The organism is Psychrobacillus sp. L4 (assembly GCF_042944905.1).
In the GTDB taxonomy this organism is placed as follows: domain Bacteria; phylum Bacillota; class Bacilli; order Bacillales_A; family Planococcaceae; genus Psychrobacillus.
On sequence record NZ_CP168496.1, the window covers coordinates 1,768,570 to 1,788,917 of the forward strand.

At 34.3% G+C, this 20,348-nt stretch carries 22 protein-coding genes, 2 pseudogenes and 1 riboswitch; of the genes and pseudogenes, 19 read left to right on the forward strand and 5 right to left on the reverse strand.

Annotated elements, in window-relative coordinates; translation table 11 throughout:
• The first annotated feature begins 50 nt into the window (after positions 1-50).
• The 4 genes from ACEPXG_RS08370 to metA all read left to right on the forward strand — a co-directional run bounded on the left by ACEPXG_RS08370 (position 51) and on the right by metA (position 3,689).
• A complete protein-coding gene (locus ACEPXG_RS08370; protein ID WP_391209293.1) occupies positions 51-272 on the forward strand; it encodes a hypothetical protein in 222 nt (73 codons plus the stop codon).
• A gap of 73 nt (positions 273-345) precedes the next feature.
• Positions 346-477: an RAxF-45 family protein gene (locus tag ACEPXG_RS08375; protein ID WP_391209295.1), complete on the forward strand. Its 132-nt coding sequence runs from the start codon at positions 346-348 to the stop codon at positions 475-477.
• A 110-nt stretch (positions 478-587) separates the two neighbouring features.
• The gene (gene abc-f / locus ACEPXG_RS08380) at positions 588-2,459 is read left to right on the forward strand and encodes a ribosomal protection-like ABC-F family protein (protein ID WP_391209298.1); all 1,872 of its coding nucleotides are present in this window, start codon (positions 588-590) and stop codon (positions 2,457-2,459) included.
• Positions 2,460-2,583: 124 nt separating this feature from the next.
• Positions 2,584-2,692, forward strand: a riboswitch (SAM riboswitch).
• Positions 2,693-2,780: 88 nt separating this feature from the next.
• Complete coding sequence (gene metA, locus ACEPXG_RS08385) at positions 2,781-3,689, forward strand: homoserine O-acetyltransferase MetA (protein WP_391209300.1); 909 nt, start codon at positions 2,781-2,783, stop codon at positions 3,687-3,689.
• 108 nt (positions 3,690-3,797) lie between these two features.
• Here metA and ACEPXG_RS08390 read toward each other — a convergent pair whose 3' ends face one another.
• Both ACEPXG_RS08390 and ACEPXG_RS08395 read right to left on the reverse strand, forming a co-directional pair.
• Positions 3,798-4,679 (reverse strand): methyltransferase domain-containing protein, encoded by an 882-nt coding sequence (locus ACEPXG_RS08390; RefSeq protein ID WP_391209301.1) that lies wholly within the window; start codon positions 4,677-4,679, stop codon positions 3,798-3,800.
• Positions 4,680-4,893: 214 nt separating this feature from the next.
• Complete coding sequence (locus ACEPXG_RS08395) at positions 4,894-5,826, reverse strand: aldo/keto reductase (protein ID WP_391209304.1); 933 nt, start codon at positions 5,824-5,826, stop codon at positions 4,894-4,896.
• A gap of 710 nt (positions 5,827-6,536) precedes the next feature.
• Between ACEPXG_RS08395 and ACEPXG_RS08400 the strand changes: the two genes are divergently transcribed.
• From ACEPXG_RS08400 to ACEPXG_RS08445, 10 genes and pseudogenes are all read left to right on the forward strand, one after another.
• Positions 6,537-7,373: a DUF2268 domain-containing putative Zn-dependent protease gene (locus ACEPXG_RS08400; protein ID WP_391209306.1), complete on the forward strand. Its 837-nt coding sequence runs from the start codon at positions 6,537-6,539 to the stop codon at positions 7,371-7,373.
• A gap of 12 nt (positions 7,374-7,385) precedes the next feature.
• Positions 7,386-8,240 carry a hypothetical protein gene (locus ACEPXG_RS08405; RefSeq protein ID WP_391209308.1) on the forward strand — a complete coding sequence of 285 codons (855 nt, stop codon included), beginning with the start codon at positions 7,386-7,388 and terminating at the stop codon, positions 8,238-8,240.
• Positions 8,241-8,263: 23 nt separating this feature from the next.
• Positions 8,264-8,644, forward strand: coding sequence for an NUDIX hydrolase (locus ACEPXG_RS08410; protein ID WP_391209310.1), 381 nt, complete (start codon positions 8,264-8,266; stop codon positions 8,642-8,644).
• A 48-nt stretch (positions 8,645-8,692) separates the two neighbouring features.
• Positions 8,693-9,193 (forward strand): GrpB family protein, encoded by a 501-nt coding sequence (locus ACEPXG_RS08415; protein ID WP_391209312.1) that lies wholly within the window; start codon positions 8,693-8,695, stop codon positions 9,191-9,193.
• Between the two features lie 18 nt (positions 9,194-9,211).
• A pseudogene (locus ACEPXG_RS08420) lies at positions 9,212-9,796 on the forward strand (histidine phosphatase family protein); the annotation flags it as partial.
• Positions 9,797-10,086: 290 nt separating this feature from the next.
• Positions 10,087-10,509: a FosM family fosfomycin resistance protein gene (gene fosM / locus ACEPXG_RS08425; RefSeq protein WP_391209314.1), complete on the forward strand. Its 423-nt coding sequence runs from the start codon at positions 10,087-10,089 to the stop codon at positions 10,507-10,509.
• Between the two features lie 260 nt (positions 10,510-10,769).
• Positions 10,770-11,420 carry an HAD family hydrolase gene (locus tag ACEPXG_RS08430; RefSeq protein ID WP_391209316.1) on the forward strand — a complete coding sequence of 217 codons (651 nt, stop codon included), beginning with the start codon at positions 10,770-10,772 and terminating at the stop codon, positions 11,418-11,420.
• Between the two features lie 3 nt (positions 11,421-11,423).
• Positions 11,424-12,065, forward strand: a complete 642-nt coding sequence (locus ACEPXG_RS08435) for an HD domain-containing protein (RefSeq protein WP_391209318.1) — start codon at positions 11,424-11,426, stop codon at positions 12,063-12,065.
• 18 nt (positions 12,066-12,083) lie between these two features.
• On the forward strand, positions 12,084-12,260 hold the full coding sequence (locus tag ACEPXG_RS08440; protein WP_391209320.1) for a hypothetical protein: 177 nt from the start codon (positions 12,084-12,086) through the stop codon (positions 12,258-12,260).
• A gap of 195 nt (positions 12,261-12,455) precedes the next feature.
• The gene (locus ACEPXG_RS08445; RefSeq protein ID WP_391209843.1) at positions 12,456-12,848 is read left to right on the forward strand and encodes a DJ-1/PfpI family protein; all 393 of its coding nucleotides are present in this window, start codon (positions 12,456-12,458) and stop codon (positions 12,846-12,848) included.
• A gap of 154 nt (positions 12,849-13,002) precedes the next feature.
• Here the strand turns inward: ACEPXG_RS08445 and ACEPXG_RS08450 are convergent, their stop codons facing one another.
• A complete protein-coding gene (locus ACEPXG_RS08450) occupies positions 13,003-13,653 on the reverse strand; it encodes a VC0807 family protein (RefSeq protein WP_391209322.1) in 651 nt (216 codons plus the stop codon).
• Position 13,654: 1 nt separating this feature from the next.
• Entirely contained in the window at positions 13,655-14,407 is a 753-nt protein-coding gene (locus ACEPXG_RS08455; RefSeq protein ID WP_391209324.1) for a MerR family transcriptional regulator, read from the reverse strand.
• A gap of 196 nt (positions 14,408-14,603) precedes the next feature.
• On the opposite strand from ACEPXG_RS08455, the gene ACEPXG_RS08460 reads away from it, so the two are divergent.
• The 5 genes and pseudogenes from ACEPXG_RS08460 to ACEPXG_RS08480 all read left to right on the forward strand — a co-directional run bounded on the left by ACEPXG_RS08460 (position 14,604) and on the right by ACEPXG_RS08480 (position 19,078).
• Positions 14,604-15,158, forward strand: a complete 555-nt coding sequence (locus ACEPXG_RS08460; protein ID WP_391209327.1) for a GNAT family N-acetyltransferase — start codon at positions 14,604-14,606, stop codon at positions 15,156-15,158.
• A gap of 48 nt (positions 15,159-15,206) precedes the next feature.
• On the forward strand, positions 15,207-16,106 hold the full coding sequence (locus ACEPXG_RS08465) for an aminoglycoside phosphotransferase family protein (RefSeq protein ID WP_391209329.1): 900 nt from the start codon (positions 15,207-15,209) through the stop codon (positions 16,104-16,106).
• A gap of 417 nt (positions 16,107-16,523) precedes the next feature.
• Positions 16,524-16,727, forward strand: a complete 204-nt coding sequence (locus ACEPXG_RS08470) for a hypothetical protein (protein ID WP_391209331.1) — start codon at positions 16,524-16,526, stop codon at positions 16,725-16,727.
• A gap of 288 nt (positions 16,728-17,015) precedes the next feature.
• Positions 17,016-17,543 (forward strand): annotated as a pseudogene (locus ACEPXG_RS08475) (DNA alkylation repair protein); the annotation flags it as partial.
• Positions 17,544-17,842: 299 nt separating this feature from the next.
• Positions 17,843-19,078, forward strand: coding sequence for a transglycosylase SLT domain-containing protein (locus ACEPXG_RS08480; protein ID WP_391209333.1), 1,236 nt, complete (start codon positions 17,843-17,845; stop codon positions 19,076-19,078).
• A 442-nt stretch (positions 19,079-19,520) separates the two neighbouring features.
• Here ACEPXG_RS08480 and ACEPXG_RS08485 read toward each other — a convergent pair whose 3' ends face one another.
• The gene (locus ACEPXG_RS08485) at positions 19,521-20,324 is read right to left on the reverse strand and encodes a helix-turn-helix transcriptional regulator (RefSeq protein WP_391209335.1); all 804 of its coding nucleotides are present in this window, start codon (positions 20,322-20,324) and stop codon (positions 19,521-19,523) included.
• Between the last annotated feature and the right edge of the window lie 24 nt (positions 20,325-20,348).

The following is a 20,348-nucleotide window of genomic DNA, read 5'->3' on the forward strand; positions in this document are numbered from 1 at the left end:
CATAATTTATTAATTAATGGGCAATATAATGAAAAATAAGGAGAGATGTTATGCGGAAATTTTTGGTCGTCCTTCTAATTGTCCTAACGCTAAGTTTATCTGCTTGTGGTTTTAACAGAAATTCTAATGGACCACCTAATCCTGAGACCCAAATCAATGGTAATGCAAATTCAAATACGGTGCCAAATACAGGAAATAAAAAAGTGGATATGGAAAATGACGTTGGAATTCCAGATAAAAATGAAAATAATGACCATCTTTTTGACAAATAGTGAAAAATTATTTGTAAAGAAGTAAAATATGTGTTAAAATATTCTAAATAAACTGAACGGAGGTGAAGAAAGAATGAAAAACGCTGTGAATGCACATAGATTTATATTGGAATTTTTATCCACATCTTGTGCGATTACTCATGGAATTGGTATTAACGGGACTAGTCTGTCCATTTTTAGTCAATTAAATGAATTTCACAGCTGATAAGTCATTCTTTCTGAACCATATTTTGGGAGAAGACTGCTTATATGCAGTCTTTTTTCTATGCAGAAAAATGCTTCCAGCTAATTCAGAGATGAGAGGAAGCGGAAAATATGATATGTACTATACAAGAAATAAGTAAAATGCTCGGAGGAAATACAGTTTTCGAAAATTTGTCTTTATCCATTAAAACTGGAGATAAATTAGGGATAGTTGGACGGAATGGTAGTGGAAAAACAACGCTACTGACATTAATCACTGGGGTGGAATTACCAGACAAAGGAAGCATTCATTTCAAAAAAGGTACAAAAATTGGCTATTTAGCACAAATACCTTCATTTTCAGAAGACGTATCTGGCTTCGATGTATTAAATACAGCATTTGAGGAATTAATGCAAATACAAACAAAGATGAAAGAACTCGAAGAAAGACTAGCCACCGCAGCTCCTAATGAGTTAGAGAAATTACTACAATTATACGGAGATATTCAAGAGGAATTCACGAATCGGAATGGATATGCAATCGATTCGGAAATTAATAAAGTCATAGAAGGTCTGCAATTATCCACCTTTGTCCATCAACCCTTTACGACATTAAGCGGTGGAGAACAGACGAAAATTATGCTTGGAAAGCTCTTGTTAATGAAACCTGATTTATTATTATTAGATGAGCCTACGAACCATTTAGATTTATTTGCAGTTGAATGGTTAGAACAATATTTAGTTTCTTATTCGGGTACTGTAGTTATTATTTCGCATGATCGATATTTTCTAGATCAAGTTGTTACGAAAGTTGCAGACTTAGAAGAAGGAGAAATAACTTTATATCATGGAAATTATTCATCTTTTATTATCGAAAAAGAAGAAGCATTAATGCGTGAGTTCCAAGAATATGAAGAACAACAAAAAAAGATAAAGAAAATGAAAGAAGCTATTAAGCGACTAAGAATATGGGCAAATGAGGCAGTTCCGCCAAACGCTGGGCTTCACAGGCAAGCGAGAAATATGGAACGTGCACTAGAAAGAATGGAGAAAGTTAGAAAACCACTGATAGATCCAAAGAAGATGAGCTTATCGTTTGAAGCGGCTCCTAGAAGTGGGAAAGAAGTAGTTATTATGGAACAAGTGTCGAAATCATATGGAGAAAAAATGTTGCTACAAGAAGCAAATTTATATGTATATTGGAAAGAACGTGTTGCCATTGTTGGACAAAATGGAACTGGGAAATCAACGATATTAAAATCACTTCTGCAAGAAATACCGATGGATTCAGGAAAGGTTCGTTTAGGCAGTAATGTCCGAGTTGGTTTTTTATCCCAACACTTCGAAATGATGGATCGAAAAGCAAAGCTAATTGATGTATTTCGCAGTGAGGTTAACGTTTTAGAGGGGGATGCTCGCCACATACTTGCGAAGTTTATGTTTTACGGACCAGATGTATTTAAACGAGTGGGAGATTTGAGTGGGGGTGAACGTATGCGCCTGCGACTTGCTCAACTTATGCATCAAGATATCAACCTATTGATGCTAGATGAACCAACGAATCATCTGGATATTGATTCACGAGAAGTACTAGAGGATGCATTGGATGACTTTCAGGGCACAATTTTAGCGGTTTCGCACGATCGATACTTTTTAAATAAATTATTTCCTAAAACTGCATGGTTAGATCAAGGTCAACTTACTACTTTTGAAGGACCGTACAAATGGGCGCGTGTGAAATGGGAGGAACAGCATTCAAAACAAATTGCACCAGTTATAGTACAAAAAAAAGATTCGATAAAATTAGTAAAAGCTAAGCCTTCAAATATTCGATCCTTTGAAGAAGAAATTAGGTTGTTGGAAGAGGAAATACTAGTGTTAAAGAAGCAAATTGATTCGGAAGAAGACTGGTCAAAATATGAAAACCTACTTACTATCAGAAATGTGAAAGAAAAAGAATTAGAAGACTTGATTGGACAATGGATGGAATCCCAGTCAACATAATTCCTAGATAGTAGTTACTCAATAATCAATTTGGAAATAGTTTGTGTCATTGTTTAAACTTTGTTGCTTAAATGTTCTGAAAATGATAGTATAAAATAATTAATTTATACAAACTAATAATATACTCTTATAAAGAGAAGCTGAGGGATATGGCCCTATGACGCTTCAGCAACCTCTGACTATGTCAGAAAGGTGCTACTTCCATCAAGATTACTAATCTTGAGAGATAAGAACAGAGAGCTTAAAAGTTACCCTCTTTTCTTAATAATTAGAAAAGAGGGTTTTTTATATGATTTGCAAAAGGAAAAGGAGACTAAATAAATGCCTATTAACATCCCGCAGAAATTACCTGCTGCTGAATTACTAAAGAAAGAAAAAATATTTGTGATGGATGAAGACCGTGCTTCCACTCAGGATATCCGCCCGTTAAACATCATTATTTTAAATTTAATGCCTGAAAAAGAAAGAACTGAATTGCAATTATTAAGACTTTTAGGAAATACACCACTTCAAGTAAATGTGGCGTTCTTGAACACTGCAACACATGAATCCAAAAATGTCAGCAAAACGCATTTAGATACGTTTTACACTACTTTTGAACTAATAAGACACAGGCGTTTTGACGGTATGATCATTACTGGAGCACCAATTGAACACTTAGCTTTTGAAGAGGTGGATTATTGGGAAGAAATAACTCAAATAATGGATTGGACTAAAACAAATGTGACGTCCGTTTTACATATTTGCTGGGGCGCGCAAGCTGCATTGTATCATCATTACGGAATTGGAAAATATGATTTACCTCAAAAGTGCTCTGGGGTATACACACACCGAATTTCTGATCCAACAATCAATCTAGTTCGAGGATTTAATGATGAATTCAATGCTCCCCATTCACGTTATACGGCCGTATCTATAGAGGAAATTCAAAATGATTCACGGTTAACGCTTCTTGCAAAGTCGGAAGATGCTGGAGTTTTCATTGTTATATCAGAAGATAAAAAGCAAATTATGATCACGGGGCATTTAGAGTACGATGCAGGTACGCTCGCAGAAGAATATAATCGTGATAGGAATAAAGGGCTTGAAATAGATGTACCTAAAAATTACTTTCCAGACGATGATCCAACGAAACAACCAATAAATTCTTGGCGTTCTCATACGCATTTATTATTTTCAAATTGGTTGAATTATTATGTTTACCAAGAAACGCCTTATGAGTGGGAGTAATACGGGAGGGGAGCAGATGGTTGCCGTTTTCTATGTTCATAGATAAAACAAGGTCTTGTTACTTCAAGAAAGATTATGGATTAATCTTTCTTGAAGATATAAATGCTCCTAAAATTTTTTAATTTCTCCAAAAGTTATCTTCATGCTTGGAGCATAAATTAAAGATGAATTCATAGTAAATACTTGTGAAAAAAGGAGTTCAGCTTCAAATTGTTCTTCAGCTTCCTTAAATGGAACCCCCCGATTTATAATATTTCTAATAAACTCTTCTCTTGGAGATGGTTCTCTACCTAAACCTTCCTCTTTTAGCGAATTATACAAGTTTTGCTTATCTATATAATTCATATTCGGATGGAGGAAATTAACTTTATCACTGATTCTGCACTCAATGTTCTTCACTCCTATTTCATTCAGATATATTGGTATTTTAATACCAATATTTCCATCTTTTCCATTCCGGTTTGCATCTTCTTCAAATAGTTTTTGAAGAATACCGAGTTGGAGAATATGTGATTGTTCGTGATCCTGAAGATAGTAAGATGACATATTTGATATCCAGTGTGGTTCAAAACATATTATTCTGCCTTCTTTAACAACAGCATCTACCATTTTTTGTAACATTCTTTTTGGTTCGGACATATGTAAAATAAAGGCATGGCAAATAGCAACGTCATACTTACTTTCTATCTCCATTTCACTTGTATCAGCTACAATGAACTCTGTTTCATATGGGAGATTTAGAAAAAAATCTTTCGCTTTATTAATTAACAGTTGTCCCTTATCAATTCCTGTATATTTTGAACCAGCTGGTAAAAGAGGTAATAATTTTAGACCTAAATAGCCATATCCACATCCAAAATCAATAATGGATACAGGTTTAGAAAGTTTCCAAACATTATTTACTAAAAAGGCTAAATAGTCATCATTATAATTTAAATCTCTCGTTCTTTTTAGATATTCCAGTTGATTATCCCAATAATAATCTTCCATTTTGATGCCCCTTTTATTGTATTTGGTTATTAATGCATCGATAATTTCCTGTTATTATCATTACTGATGTGTTGAAGATCTGGAAATAAAAATCCTGTGTCTTTAAAAAGTACAGGATTTAAATCAAACTATTTTTATTGATATATTAACTAAACTAAAGCTTTCCATTTTTATTAAAGTAGAACATCTATTTCCAAGTGAAATACTTCTTTGCTTATTGAAAAATCAGATCAATTTCCTTGAATTCTTTATCTGAAAGTAACACATCTAGTGTTTTAATATTATCCAAAACTTGCTCCGATTTTTTCGCACCAGGAATTATCACATCGATAGCCTCCTGCTTTAAATACCATGCAAGCACAATATTAGAAACAGCTACGTTTTTATCCTTTGCTATTTGTCGCAGTTGTTCTACTTTTTCTAGATTACGATCAAATGCTTCCCCTTGGAATAAAGGATTTTTGGACCGCCCATCTTCAAAGGTACTGTTTTTATTAAATTTTCCCGTAAGTAAACCCGATGCTAGTGGGAAGTATGGTATAAAGGAAATATTATGCTCGGAAGTGTAAGGCATTAAATCATTCTCGGCCTCTCTTTTCAATAAGTTATAACCTGATTGAAGGACGTCAATATATCCATCTTGATTACCTTCTTTTAATTGTTCTAGTGTAAAATTCGATACACCAATAGCTCGTATTTTTCCTTCTTCTTTTAATCGAAAAAGCGACCCGATGGCTTCTTCTTTGGGGGTAGTATCATCTGGAAAATGAATATAAAATAAATCGATATAATCCGTTTGAAGACGTCTTAAGCTATTTTCAACTGTTTCTCTTAGAAAATTAGGGTTATTATCTACTACCATCTTTGCATCTAATAGTTTATGCGCCCCTTTTGTAGCTATAACAATTTCTTGACGGTTCCCAGCTTCTTTCAATACTTCTCCAATTAACTCTTCTGATCTTCCCAGACCGTAAACAAAGGCTGTATCCAAAAAGTCAATTCCATTATTAATAGCAGTGCGTACTATTTCCTTGCCTGTCTCATCATTTAGGTTGGAGAAAAGATTATGCCCTCCAACTGCATTGGTTCCAAGTCCCACCGGATTTACAAATAGTCCAGATTTACCGATTTCTACTCTTTTACTCATAGCTAGTTTAAACAACTCCTTTTTCCGAATAGTTACACTATCATAATAGCAATATTGCAAACAACCTCAAAGCGAACTGCTTTTAATGATAAAATAAGAAGGAATGAAAATACATACTGAGAAAACAATTATGCAAAAGTATTAGTTTGGTCACCAAATGCCCAATGGAAGCATTCATTGAAGCATCGTCCAAATTTCAAGTCATGTAGGTTTGTTAAGTAGTTACGCGCAATATTATGTCCATTACTCGCAAGATTCCGAGGTGTACTCGTAATATAGGAAGTGGTATTCGCAACATTTGGGTGTATATGCGCAATATGGGCTTAGAGTGATGCTTTATGGAATCGGTGAGGGCTTATGCCGTTTATTTATGGGCGGATAGCCTCGCTTTATGGGCATATAGCGCTGCTTTAGGTGTGGATGGAGTTGGTATGGGCTTATGCCCTATGTTTAGGGGTGAATAGCCTCGCTTTAAGGGCTTATAGCACCGTTTTAGGGGTGTATGGTTTTGATAGGGACTTATGTCATCCGTTTAGGGACGGATAGCCACACTTTATGGGCATACTGCGCCTCAAAGAAAGTTTTACTGTTGTAAATAATGTTGCACCGAGAATCAAAGCTACTTATTAGCATTCATTCACTTCAAGCTATTTGAATAAAAGGATATTTCAACCTCTATGACGAATAATATTCGTTATGGGGGTGTTTTTTTGGATAATGTAGAAATAATTAATCTTGTACCAAAATTTTTAAACTTTTATGATAAAGCGATTCAACCAATGATAGATGAAGAACAAAGATGGGCTCTTTGGGAGCAACATTATAATTTCGCTGCAGTACCTCCTGGAGATGCAGGTAGAAGAATAGCTAGATCATTGTTTGAGGAGGCTTGGCCACATTATGTTGATAAATTGGAATCAATAAAACAGTGGAAACCAGATGAAACGAAGCTGAGACTTTATTTAAAACAAGTTAAGTCGTTGTTAGATTGTTTTGAACCGATTAATTTAGTGGTAATTTACTTTGTAGGTGCTATGGAAAATAATGCTTTTGTTGCTCCTGCTGCTGAAAAGAAATTAGCATTGTGTTTACCAATAGAAGAAGGCATAACAGAAATTACACTTGTACATGAATTAACGCATGTTGTACACACTCATACAGCAAACTTAGCAACTGAGTGGGAACGTACGATAGGCTCTACTATTTTGCAAGAAGGCTTAGCAACACAGATTAGTAAGTACTTAGTTCCTGGAAAGCCAGACAATGACTATATTGAATACAAAGAAGGATGGCTTGATTCTTGTAAAGCAAATAAAAAAGAAATATTCAAAGGTGCTTTTCAATTCCTAAATGATTCTTCATCTGAAGCAGTTGAAAAATTCACATTTGGTACTGGTACAACACAACATGAAAGAGAAGCTTACTTTATGGGTTGGGAAATTGTTCAATTATTATTGAATAAGGGCATGAGTTTCTCGGAAATGGCGAGTGTACAAGAGCGAGACATACCAGACTTTATTCGAGAAATCTATCCGGAGTTGATTTAAAAGGTGGAGAAAATGACTTATTCATCACATGAAATAGATGAGGAACAAATAAGGGAGCTAATTGAGTTCTGTCAAGAAGATTATTTTTTGCTTGGAATATTAAAAAGTAAAAAATTGATATTCAAACAAACAGCATATATTGAAGGCAAACTGGTTGGGGTAATAATGGCATGGAAAAATGATTTTCATCCATACTGTACATATTTTCGCCTTTTAACAAATCCTCGATTTAGTAGTTGGAATATAGAAAGTAAGCTGATTGCTAAATTGGGAAAACAAAATCTTCCTTTACAAACGTCGATTTGGGAAACAGCTACTAATCTAAAACAATTTTACGAAACAAATGGTTTTAAAGAAATTAGAAGAACTTATATGCCAACTTTGAAAGTAGATGCAGTAGATCTAGAGATTGTGGATGATTGTTCTATCAGGACGTTGAAAGAGATATTATTCAATCCAACTTTGAAAATTAACCTTTTACAGTTCGTTAGAAAGACGTATGAAGAGACGCATTTGGATAATCCAGTAGCAGAAAAATCATTGGAAGAATGGGAAAAGCTTTTGGTTGAAGATGTCCTAGTAGAGGGTAGCTTCATTTATTTAGATAAATTAGAACAAAATATTAAAGCATATTCTTTTCTTCACGAATCTGATCAACCTAATACACTGGAATTGGGCTGGTGTGGAAGTGTGGAATTTGATTTCCTCCAATCTTTGCTTTTTAAACAACTACATTATGCAAAAGAGCATAATGTTGAATTCTTACAAGGAGAATTTGATACGACTAGTCCATATGCAATGTTTTCTCTTGGGGTTCTTCCATTCGAAGCTTGTCCTACATGGATAACATATCAGAAACTTTTATGATTTCAATTATGGAGGTTCTACCAATGATTGCTCAAGGAATAGTTGTTCAAGATAATAGAGTTTTAATGGTCAAACAGTACGTCCAAAGAGGTGATATCGTTTGGAATTTCCCAGGGGGTGGCATAGAAGAAAATGAAACCCCTGAACAAGGTTGCATCAGAGAAATAAAAGAGGAAACTGGATACGATGTACAGATAACAAAACTACTGCATGAAGAAAATTATAAATATACATATATAGCAGAAATCATTGACGGAGAACTTTTTCTTGATAGAGAGAAAGAATATAACCAAGATATCCTTGAAACTGCATGGATTGATTTAAGCAACTCCGATAGATTTGACTCTTTTACTAAGCCTTTGTTACAACGATATTTGAGTGAAATAGAATTGAAAAATGGTTAGTTCTCTATGTAGGTTACCAATTGACTAAAAAAGAGAGGAGAAAATGAATTGAATCTTGGTTTAAGTAAAAACGAAGTGAAACTAATGCCTTATACAAGTGAATGGAATACAGAATTTATTAGAGTTAAAGATGAACTATTAAAACACGTGGATATAAAAGCAAATTGTATTGAACATATCGGAAGTACCGCAATTACAGACATGGTAGCAAAGCCGATAATAGACATATTAGTTGGTGTGGATGATATAGAAAAGGTAGATATACCCTTCATGAAAGCTTTACAAAAGGTCGGATTTCTAAGACTTAAAGTGGAGAGACCAGGTGAAATCGAATTCGCGAAATTTACGGATGATACATTTGAAGTGAAAACACATTTTATTCATTTAGTTGATTATGACAACGAACTTTGGAGAAACCTTGTTTTTTTCAGAGATTATTTAAATACAAATGAAAAAGCTAGAGAAGAATATAAAAGGTTGAAAATAACGGAATATACCAATTTAAAGGAGCCATTTGTGAAAAGTATATTTGCTAAAAGAACTAACTAGGAGGTTGAATTATTTTTGATTACAAATTTATATTTTGTCAGACATGCACATTCTACCTACACACCAGATGAGCTTGGAAGACCATTGTCTGAACGTGGAATGGCAGATGCAAGGAGAATGACTAGACTTCTGAAAATGGAGAATATAGAACATGTTATTTCTAGTCCATTTAAAAGAGCTGTGCAAACAGTTGAAGGGATTGCTAAAGAATTAGGTAAAGATATCGAAATAATTGATGGTTTTAAGGAACGGATATTGTCGGACCGGCCAGTAGCAGACTTTAATGAAGCGATCAAAAAAGTATGGTCTAATTTTGATTTATCTTTAGATGGTGGTGAATCAAATAACATTGCTCAAGAAAGAGGGGTTGCATCAACCATTCATGTTCTTGATAAATACAAGGGTCAAAACGTTGCTATCGGAACCCATGGAAACATTATGGTGTTAGTCATGAACTATTTTGATCCACAGTATGATGTTCATTTCTGGGAGCAGCTTGCAATGCCTGATATATACAAACTTACTTTCCATGACAAGCATTTAATTGAAGCAAAAAGACTAGATGAAAATGAGGTGAGGCCATCAAACACTGGCTATACAATATATAAATCACTAGGGATTAAACTAGACTATCCTTATGTAAATCTAGACAAGAAAAAAGTAACAGGAACTGTTTCTTTTAATAATAAGTTGTATTTAACTATAACAGTAGATTTACTATCCGATACTGCAGAATTATTTGGGGATTTAAATGATCTCGCCCATTTCACAGCAAGTGAAAATACAGAAACTGACTATATAGAAATGATCAAAAGTAATGCGGTATTTTTAATAGAAAATAAAATTAGTAATCCGAAAGAATATTATGAAAGATTTATAAAGGAGGTAAATGAATGACTATAAAAGGCTTAAATCATTTGTTATTTTCTGTGTCCAATCTAGAAAAATCAATTAAGTTCTATCAAGATGTTTTTGAAGCAAAGCTTATTGTGAAAGGAAGAAGTACTGCCTATTTTGACCTAAATGGTATGTGGCTTGCTTTGAATGAAGAAAAAGATATACCTCGTAATGAAATAACTGAATCTTACACCCATATAGCATTTTCAATAGAAGAAGCAGACTTTGACAATACATATAAAAAACTCCAGGATTTACATGTAAATATCCTTGCAGGCCGTCAAAGAGATGCAAAAGATAAAAAATCTATTTACTTTACTGATTTAGATGGGCATAAATTTGAATTCCATATTGGAACACTTCAAGACAGAATGGATTATTACAAACAAGATAAAGCGCAAATGGAATTTTTTGATTAAAAAGGTATTCAAAGTAGTGGAGGTATGATTTTGGGTAAAGTATGTAACCAATGCCAATCAGAAATGACTGAAGGCTGTGATGTATTAGTAGAAGGTGTCATGTACGGGATAAAAGTAAAAAAAGAAGAAGAGGATTGTTTGAGAGTATAACAGCCAAACCCAAGGCAGCTGTTTGCCCAAACTGTGGTTATGTTGCACTGTATATTGATAATTATAATGAGTTTGCTGATTGATGAAAAAAAGAAAAGGAAGTGCGGAATATGAAAGCAATTATTTTTGATTTTGATGGAACTATTGCCAACACTTTACCGATTTGTTACTACTCTTTTCAAAGTGTATTTAAAGCGTTTGACAACAAAGAACTTTCTAATGAAGATATTAAAGCTATGTTTGGCCCCTCTGAGACAGGGATTATTAGAGAAAATCTTATTCATTTGAACAAAGAGCAAGCAATTGATATGTATTATGAAAAGTACTTAGAAAACCATCTACAATTGGTCAAACAAAATCATGAAATGGATGACTTGTTAAAATATATCAAAAAAATGGGATTAAAGCTTGCAATCGTAACAGGAAAAGCAAAGAGAAGCTTAGATATTTCGTTAAGAGCACTTCAAATGGAAGACTTGTTTGAAGTACTAGTAACAGGTGATGATGTGATAGATCCGAAACCTCATCCAGAGGGAGTTATTAAGGCATTAACTCTTCTAAATGTCCAAAAAGAGGATGCGATATTCATAGGGGACAGCGAGGCAGATATAGTAGCTGGTTTGCAAGCAGGAGTGGTTACAATTGGCGTACAATGGTTAGAGGATTATCAAACTGCTGAATTTACTACACAGCCGAACCGAGTATTTAAAGACATTAATGATTTCAAACAATTTTTACAAGAAAAATATACTTCAAAATAGACAATGAAATATATTCTAGATCGAGCTTATGCCAGAGAATTACTTGATCATGCTAACCAACTTAATCCAGTTCCTTGGTATAAACACTCACTTAATGTCGCCAAAGCTGCTGAATATATTGTAATTGAACTCACAAAAAAGGGTCTAAATCTAGATTGTGATATTGCATATAATGCTGGGTTACTTCACGATATTGGTAGATACAAAGGGTTTACAAAATCAGTTATTCACTCCTACGATGGTTATAAGTTCATGGACGAACTTGGTTATCAAGGAAATGCAATAATATGCGTTACACACTCATTTCCTTGTGAACACAACAATATAGAAACCTCCTCTGAGTGGGACCTTGTGCCATCATACATGAAAGATGAATTGGTAGGAATTTTAAATAAGAATGGAAGTTATGATTTTTATAATAAAGTAATTACACTATGTGATGCTTTAGCAGATGAAAATGGATTTACAACTTTAGAAAAACGATTCATTTCCGTTGGTTTACGACATGGTACAAATTTATATACTTCCATCCGTTGGAAAGGTTTTTATGAAATAAAGGAAGAGATAGAATTATTAATTGGAAAAAGTATATATTCGCTACCTCCGGGTATTGAAAAAACTATTTATGCAAAGATGGAATATTAGTGATTGGGAGAAAAGAAAATGAGCTTATTACAAGTTTTTATTGCGTGGATTTTTGTTTTGTTTATTGAAGTTTACTGGTTATATATTGAACTAAGAACTAGCGGTTCGTTTACAGAACTAATCTATGTAGTTATGATTATTTCATTAGTTGTAGGTATTACAGGTCTTAATTTATACAATAAAAGGACTAAATAACATTGAAATTCTTTGTATGACAGAGATATTTGGTAAGGAGAGAATTTAAGTGAAAAAAACTGCTGTCTATTTATATCCCCAATTTAGCGAATATGAACTAACAGTAGCGTTATCCATATTAATGCAAGGAAAAAAACAATCGTTACGATTGGTTTAAGCAACCAATCGATAAAAGGGGAGTCAGGATTATCTTGTATAGCTGATGCAACTATGGATGAAATTATATTTGAAGATATAGATAGCCTCTTATTACCAGGTTGTATGGATATTATGACACTAAGTGACGAAGAAAGATTATTTGAGTTCATTAAACAAGTAGCTACAAAAGAAACGGTGATTGCAAGTATATCTAGCTCCCCATACCTATTAGCAAAAGCAGGCGTTTTACGAGGGAAAAAATATACCGTAGGATTGACCGAAGAGAATTTAAAGAAGTCTGGTGTCTTCGAAGTAGAAAATTTTTCAAAAGACATGGTAGTGCAAGATGGAAATATAATTACAGCGAGAGGACGAGGGTTTGTTAGATTTGGACAATATTTAGGCAAAGCATTAAATCTTGAATTTGATGAAAGATGGTATCATGAATAATGTAATTGGTATCTTACATAGCGTTTTAAGCCAATAGTAGTATCGGACTTCTAACTGCAAATCAATAAAAATGCCCCTCGCAAATTAGTGTTTTTGGTTGTTTTTACATTCCCATTAACAAATTTTACATAGGTGCATTTTTACTTTTCTAATCTCATTTGTATTCAACAGGTTTTGACCATTGTTTTTCGTATTTATTCATTAATTGAATTGCCTTATTCCCAGCAAACAAAAATGCTAAAAATATTAGACCGGAAAATGCATAACTCATTATTCTTCGAACGATTATTAAGTGCATATAAGCTTCTGCACCGTGATTCCTTATTAACCAAAACATGTTGGTGTTCATTACAACGCCTTTAATAACAAAAAGCAATGTGACCAATTGAAACCACTTCAGATTCTCTTTCATAAAATATAACTTTTTACTATTTTCTCTTTGGTAACCTTGTATATACATGAATTCAATTGCAAAATATGCTGCTAAAGGTTTTTGAATGATCATTGAAAAAATATAAATTGAAGTAAATGCATAACTCAACCAAACAGAATTCCAAAGCATTTGAATGGCAGACCCAGCAAGTAAATCAAGTATAGAACTAAGCATTAGTGAAGCAATAATGAAAACACCAACCCTATTGAATTGACGGTTTTTCATGAAACGATAAATAGTATAGATGATAGCAGGAATTGTAGATAGTAACATTGCATAATAGTCACCTATAAAACCTCTACCATGTGTCCAAATGACATATGGTAAACCTAAATATACAATTAACTCTAGTAAGATAAAGTTTATTTTCATTTTAATATTCCTTTTCTTTTAGTTGGAAATAATAAGCAATTGCTTTTTCTATAAAGTCTACTACAGCTGGGTCGAATCGATAAAACCCAATATCGTCATTTCCTTCTTTTTGTTTATTCCATACTTTTTGAGCCAGTGTAAAATTCCTATTAAAGTCTTTTTCAAGTAATGCGATCCATCTGCTGGCCATTTCCTGTGCTTCTGGACTTGTAATATCAAGGTGGATATTTTGTCTAATATCATTTATTAACATAGTGTAGACCTCTATTGTATCAGTATCGTCTCCTATTTTCGGGAGTTGTTTTAGGTAATGAACTTCATCCTTGGAAAAGTGTTTACTCCAAATCTTTTCATATACTTCTATAGGAGTAGGAGAGGAATTCATTGGAATACGAGCAAATACATCTTTCCAATTTTCTAGATCCTCAAACTCACTTACTTGAAGTAAATACCGAATGGATCGTGTACGTTCCTCGATACGTTCCTTCTCTACTTCTAACACTTTTAATTGCATGGCAAGAGCTTCTTTATGACTCAACTGTTGATGCTCTAACATTTGTCTTATAGAGATTAAATTAAACCCCATTCCCTTTAATACCTTAATATAATGTAATTTAATAACATCTTGTTCTTCGTAGTATCGATGCCCACCATCACTCAAATGTGAAGGGGTCAACAGTCCTATTTCATCGTAGTAGCGGAGCGTTCTTACCGTTGAATTGCTCATTTTCGCCAAATTACCTATAGAATACATGAGGCACCTCCATTTCTAAATCTTATATTCATTATAGAACCTAACGTTACGTTAGAATCAAGTGTCGTTTTGAATAATATGATATTTTAGAAATTATTGAATAGATTACCAAATGACAATATAGTAAAGTTAATGTACATATATTTTCACAAAATAGTAATTACTTCTGAGTATTAATAAAAAGGAGGTTAGCATATTGAATGAAAAGCAATTATTTGCTGAAACAGAGCACCTTATTTTAAGACCCTTTCAAGATGATGACTACGCAAATTGGTATAAAGGGTTTAATGATCGTCTACCTTCTCAATACAAATACGATGATGGGTATTCGGATATGTCTTATTCTACTAAGGAATGGTTCATCAAATGGATTGATGGGTTTCGGCAAGCTGCTGAAAAAGATGAAATGTACATATTAGGAGTATTTCGAAAAGAAGATGGAGTAAATGTTGGGAAAGTAGAATTGATCACTATTCTAAGAATGGATTATCAATGGGCAATGATGGGATACTCGATACATAATCAGTTTTGGAAAAATGGGTATGGAGTTGAGAGTGTGAAAGCAGCAACTAAGCTATTCTTCTCTGCATTAAACTTTCATCGAATTGAATTACATATTAATACGGATAATGAACCCTCTAAAAGATTAGCTGAGCGGGCTGAATATACTTTTGAATGCAAGAGAGCACAATTCTCTCTAGAAAACGATGAATGGACGGATTTTCTGGTTTATTATCAAAACAATAACTGAATGTACTATACAGTTATACTTTATCACTTAAAATGCAGAGGTGAGAGAATGATAGAAACGTTAGCAAAGCAGATTCCTATTATTGGTGATTATAGAAATATCGTTCAAATAAAAAAAGGGTTTTCTTCAGATGCAAAGTATCTAATACATTTTGATAATCATAAGGTACTTCTTCGGTTGTTTAACCTAGCAGAGCTGGAATCGAAAAAGACAGAGTATTCTATTTTGAAAACAATGCAGGACTACGATGTTATTTGCTCACGGCCGATTTCTATTGGTGAGATAGGAAATCAAGGGTATATGATTACAACTTATATAGAAGGTAAAGATGCTGAGGATGAAATTCAAAATTACTCAGCTGAAGAACAATTTAATATTGGTATGAAGGCTGGAGAAGAATTTAGGAAAATGCATCAATATGCTGCCCCAAATCATGTCACTTCGTGGTATTCAAGAAAAATCGAAAAACATAAGAAATACATAGATGCTTACTTAGAATGTGGCGTTAAAGTAAAAAATGATCAAAAAATAATGGATTTTATTGATAACAATATTCACCTAATGAAACAACGACCAAACTTATTTCAACATGATGATTTCCATGTTGGGAATATCATTGTTAATAACAGGGCATTCTCGGGAGTAATTGACTTTAACAGGTATGATTGGGGCGATCCAATTCATGAATTTCTTAAAATCGGAATTTTCAGCAGAGAAATAAGTGTTCCTTTTTCAATTGGACAAATCAGAGGGTATTTTAATAATGTAGAGCCCGATGAACACTTTTGGAGGATGTATTCACTCTATTTAGCCATGTGCGTTTTTTCTTCTGTAGTATGGACATTAAAAACTATACCAAACGATATAAATAACATGTTAGATAAAGTGTATATGTTTTTAGAAGATCATGATTACTTCAGTAAATTAAAACCTAAGTGGTACATATAGAAAATAATTGTGGAGATTTCCTTATTTACTTGCATCTATTTCACTTGCTAAAGCTTCCGGTTTGAAGCTTTTTGGAAAATGGGAAGTGATTTCTCCCAATTCTACTGACTGAAAATTAGATACTATTTATTCAATAGACTGATAGAATGGACCTCTTTTATTTGTATACATGTAAGCAGTAGATATAAAGAAGGCATTGGTCAATTGTAAAAAAGCATCAAGTGGGCGACGGACAAACAACTGTCACAAGATTACCGAAAAAAGTGTAGCCAATGTTATTTGCGACGAGTACCCGCAGGAGTAGATGCTACCTATAAAGCACACGGCAATTACTGATGACCAGATTATTCTTAAATGGCGATTGCGTTGCTCTAATCTATTTAATAGACCAAATATCAAAGAAGGAAGTGCTGAACGATGAATTTAGAAGTGGTTATGCAGGAGCTAGAAGCGCTTGGCAAGGAACGATCAAAAAAATTGTACATATCCAATGGTGCACATGAGCCGCTTTTTGGTGTAGCAACAGGTGCTATGAAACCAATCGTAAAAAAAATAAAAATAAATCAGCATTTAGCTGAAGAGCTGTATGCCACAGGGAGGCTTATGCAAAGCTTCGCATAAACCACCTTATGCAAAGTAGATGATTATGCAAAGTAACCGAAGAAAACCTTGTAAGTACTGTATTTCAATTTGATTTACTATGCATAATAATTTCTGAAAAGATCTGGAGTCTATCCCCTTAAAACAAGAAAAGCACAATAATCAGATCTAATATTAGTAATTCGAGTACATTTTCGGAATTATTGAAATAAGAAATCAAACATATTATGCAAAGTAATTAAGGACGATATCCTTTAGTAAAAGGCTTTTTGACTGTTTACTTCGCATAATTACTTTCTTTGCATAAGGAACTACGATGCGATGTACTTTGCAGGCATTATTGCAGACCCAAAAGCTATGACGGAGTCGGATTATGATCGTTGGATGAATACGGCGTATTTTTATATGCTATCCGATTTTGTAGTGGCGGTAACTTTATCGGAATCAGATATTGCACAAGAGGTTGCTGATAAATGGATCGTAAGCGATGAGGAGTTGAGAATGTCTGCGGGCTGGAGTTGCTATTGTTGGCTTTTAGGGAGTCGAAAAGACGTTGAATTTTCAGAAAGCAAAATTTCCAATATGCTTGATACTGTGAAAAGTTCAATTCACGATTCACCAGAACGAACGAAATCCGCTATGAATAATTTTCTATTCACCGTGGGGATTTCCTATTTGCCGCTTCATGAAAAAGCAGTCGAGACCGCAAAGGCAATAGGAACAGTAGAAGTCAAACGGGACAAGAAAAAGAGCAGTTTCCTAAATGCTTACGAAAGTATTCAAAAAGAAGTAGACAAAGGGAGGCTTGGTTTTAAACGCAAACATGTAAGATGTTGAAATTATTCTCGCCTCGCGTATCCAGGGCATTGATAAAATAAGAATTCGCTATTTTTGTAGAAATTTTTAATTTCCGCTGAAACACATCTTACCATTTTTTTAGAAGGTCTTTCATCAGGTTGCTAAACTGTTGGGTGGCCTTTTCTTCTATGTTTTCGTCAGAAATAGAAACACAGAAATCTCTACACTCCATTTCTTAAATCGCTCGAACTGAAGGTTCTCATACTATATGAAATATTAATCTATCATGGTAAAATATACTATAAATATAAAAAATTAAATGAATGGGGAATGAGTGCATGAAATCAATCAAAATGAGAACAGTATTCTTAACTTGTTTAATGCTGCTGGTTTGGTCATCTGAAAGTGCTTTTGCTGAGCCAACATGGACATCTAAATGTTCAGCATATGGTGAAATGAAGCCAAACCAAAATCCAACATTTCAGCATATGAACTGCTTACTAACGAATGCGGCTTTAGAAGCAAAAATCCCACCAGAAGTTGTAAAAGCGGTGGCTTCAAAAGAAAATGGGGGTTGGAAACAATTTGATGAGAATGGCCAACCTGTAATATCAAAAGATAATGGGATCGGTCTTATGCAAATTACCAATCAATCAGGCTATGACCAAGAGAAATTGAAATACGATATCAACTACAATATTCAGGCAGGTGTCGAAATCCTTAACAGTATGTATCATGATCGTACAGATCTGCCTAAAATAAATGGGACAGGACCAGAAGTAATCGAAAATTGGTATTTTCCAGTCATGGCTTATAACGGGAAAAAGCCTGTTAACAGTCCTCTCTATCAGTCCAGTGGATTGAAGAATATAGAGGCTTATCAAGAAAAAGTCTTTGCGTTTATTGAAAAAGATAGTTACTTAAACAATACGAAATTAGGGCAGTTTCCTTTCCAAACAGCTGACTTTGAATATGACCCTAACAGTAGTGAAAATATTGTATTCAGAAAGATGGAATATACATTAACAGATCAGCTGCATGTCTCTGCATATCAATTTCAAAAAGGAGATAAGGTATTGATAACAGGAGACACTGGGAAATTAAGGTCACAACCAAGTACTTCTTTAGTAGTAAAATCCCTCCCAAAAAATACTACGTTAATTATTGACGGAAATTTCTTATATGACCAATCATTTACAAGTAAAAACCAATTTGTATGGTACCCAGTTACAACGGAGGATCAAAAGTTAGCAGGTTATATTTCCTCTGCTTACATTACCAAAAAGTTAAATAAAGTTATGTGGGGAAAAACAGAACTAAAATTAGGGCAAATGGGAAAAGCTACTATTCTATCTAATACAAACTTAGTCAAAATGGAGAGCGACGGGTCATTGACTACAGTACGTGCTTTGAAAAAAGGCGAAGAATACCGAGTTTATAGCTACAATAGTAATCATGGCGGTTTATATGGTGTGGGTGGGGGAAGTTACATTCAGAAGTCCACCTCAGTAAAATACGAAACACCATCGAAAAGCAAGTTAGCATTACTTGCACAGAAATCAATACACCAGTAGTAAATCTAGCTACAAGCTTAATGAAAACTGCAATTGCAAATTGTACCGCTGTCCGGCATGAACATCTTCTATATAGATGTCATTCACGAGCAGATCTCTGATCAGAGTTTTGATAATTGCATCAAAGAAACTTGCTCAGGTTCACAAATGACACCGGGAGAAAGGGTTAAATCCATGCACCTCAAGGTTCACGTTACTAAGTACAACCCTGTAAAATGCATCCCTGTGTCAGATAAAAATCAGAAGCAATTCTGAAAATTTTATACCTACTGTACAAAATACCTTTTACACTTAAACCAATAAAGTGTAGGAGGTATTTTTCTTTCAATTGTGTTACTGTGTCAAAAGTTAGAGTAGAAGCTCGTGGTCGTCTTCCGCTCAAATCAACGAACAGGAGTCCTCTAGAATACAATTTTATCCGGGAATCCCTAGAAAAAGAGAATTAATATTGCCCAGTTGGACAATAAAACTCTTCCACTGGTGTATCGAAATACATAAACATATCCTCGAAATACGTCTCGTCCACCAACTTGTCCAACACACCCTTGAAATACCCAGGTAAGTTCCGGATTACTTTCCTTTTTGTCGTCATCAAGGTAATCCGTAATGCACGATAGGCAAGATCTTCAAATACAGGCTTGTCATCTTTATAGATATCAAATCTCAACATCTTTCCTGAGATGGAACGGTAGATGCCATAGAATTCTCTCGCTAGATTCGTTTTCCCGATTGTTCCGATTAGTAGGTTTTTCATTCTGCTGAAAAGACTGGTGGAATACTGGAACGATTCCTGTGGAGACGTCTTTATAAGATCTTTATTAATAGATTTATAGAGAAAAGGTTCATTTTCGGAAATAGGCTCGTTTTCCTTGGTGTCTTGCGGTTTGTAGTCCTCATCTCGGTCGTTCATTTGCCCCTGGTCATGGAAGGGTAAAATGATATAGATGTTGGCACCAAGCCCACTCATAACTGGACGGATGAAATGGACTTTTTTGATAATACCCAGTTTTTCAAGCTTACGGATAGCACGTCGGACAGTTGCATTGGATATGCCAATGGCGTTTTCAATCGTGGCATGCTTCAAGTGTGCAGCTCCGTATTTCACGGAATAGCGGCGGATGACATCAAGCACACGTCGATCCGAGTTGGTCATGGAGTTCCAGTGAAGGGATAGATGCTTTTCTGCAGCTACATCCATGTCAGCGATATTGGTAAAGCGTGCGTAATCCTGTAAATAATAAGTCAATTGAAATTCCCCCTTTCCTTGTAT